The organism is Bacillus sp. FJAT-27001 (assembly GCF_019039175.1).
GTDB lineage: Bacteria > Bacillota > Bacilli > Bacillales > Bacillaceae > Bacillus > Bacillus velezensis.
In genome coordinates this window covers 402-1,287 of record NZ_JAHOAA010000017.1, presented here as the reverse complement: position 1 = coordinate 1,287, position 886 = coordinate 402, and the positions used below count along the sequence as shown (strand labels likewise).

Below are 886 nucleotides of genomic sequence, written 5' to 3'. Positions count from 1 at the left end.
TTAGCTCAGCTGGGAGAGCGCCTGCTTTGCACGCAGGAGGTCAGCGGTTCGATCCCGCTAGGCTCCACTTGATTTTAATTGTTTTTTGGCGGTGTAGCTCAGCTGGCTAGAGCGTACGGTTCATACCCGTGAGGTCGGGGGTTCGATCCCCTCCGCCGCTACCATTGGACCTTTAGCTCAGTTGGTTAGAGCAGACGGCTCATAACCGTCCGGTCGTAGGTTCGAGTCCTACAAGGTCCACCACTTATACGGAGGAATACCCAAGTCTGGCTGAAGGGATCGGTCTTGAAAACCGACAGGGGTGTCAAAGCCCGCGGGGGTTCGAATCCCTCTTCCTCCGCCATATCTAATTTAATTATCATCGCGGGGTGGAGCAGTTCGGTAGCTCGTCGGGCTCATAACCCGAAGGTCGCAGGTTCAAATCCTGCCCCCGCAACCAAAAAATGGTCCGGTAGTTCAGTTGGTTAGAATGCCTGCCTGTCACGCAGGAGGTCGCGGGTTCGAGTCCCGTCCGGACCGCCATTTATAAAAAGGCTCGGTAGCTCAGTTGGTAGAGCAACGGACTGAAAATCCGTGTGTCGGCGGTTCGATTCCGTCCCGAGCCACCATTTAATTTAATATTGTTTTGGCGGTTGTGGCGAAGTGGTTAACGCACCAGATTGTGGCTCTGGCACTCGTGGGTTCGATTCCCATCAATCGCCCCAAACAACATGCGGGTGTAGTTTAGTGGTAAAACCTCAGCCTTCCAAGCTGATGTCGTGGGTTCGATTCCCATCACCCGCTCCATTTTTATATTGTCATGGGCCTGTAGCTCAGCTGGTTAGAGCGCACGCCTGATAAGCGTGAGGTCGGTGGTTCGAGTCCACTCAGGCCCACCATGATGATT

The 886-nt window shown here is 54.1% G+C and carries 10 tRNA genes; all 10 read left to right on the top strand.

The annotated features are described in order from the left end of the window. The 10 genes from BGM27_RS20390 to BGM27_RS20345 all read left to right on the top strand — a co-directional run bounded on the left by BGM27_RS20390 (position 1) and on the right by BGM27_RS20345 (position 878). Positions 1-67: transfer RNA gene (locus BGM27_RS20390), tRNA-Ala, on the top strand. Positions 68-87: 20 nt separating this feature from the next. Next, positions 88-164 (top strand) — tRNA-Met (locus BGM27_RS20385). Between the two features lie 2 nt (positions 165-166). Then, positions 167-243 (top strand) — tRNA-Ile (locus BGM27_RS20380). 7 nt (positions 244-250) lie between these two features. Next, positions 251-343 (top strand) — tRNA-Ser (locus BGM27_RS20375). 19 nt (positions 344-362) lie between these two features. Continuing rightward, positions 363-439, top strand: a tRNA-Met gene (locus BGM27_RS20370). Between the two features lie 6 nt (positions 440-445). Next, positions 446-522 (top strand) — tRNA-Asp (locus tag BGM27_RS20365). A 10-nt stretch (positions 523-532) separates the two neighbouring features. Further along, positions 533-608, top strand: a tRNA-Phe gene (locus BGM27_RS20360). A gap of 20 nt (positions 609-628) precedes the next feature. After that, positions 629-704, top strand: a tRNA-His gene (locus BGM27_RS20355). Between the two features lie 8 nt (positions 705-712). After that, a tRNA-Gly gene (locus BGM27_RS20350) sits at positions 713-786 on the top strand. A 15-nt stretch (positions 787-801) separates the two neighbouring features. Beyond that, positions 802-878: transfer RNA gene (locus BGM27_RS20345), tRNA-Ile, on the top strand. The last annotated feature ends 8 nt before the right edge of the window (positions 879-886 follow it).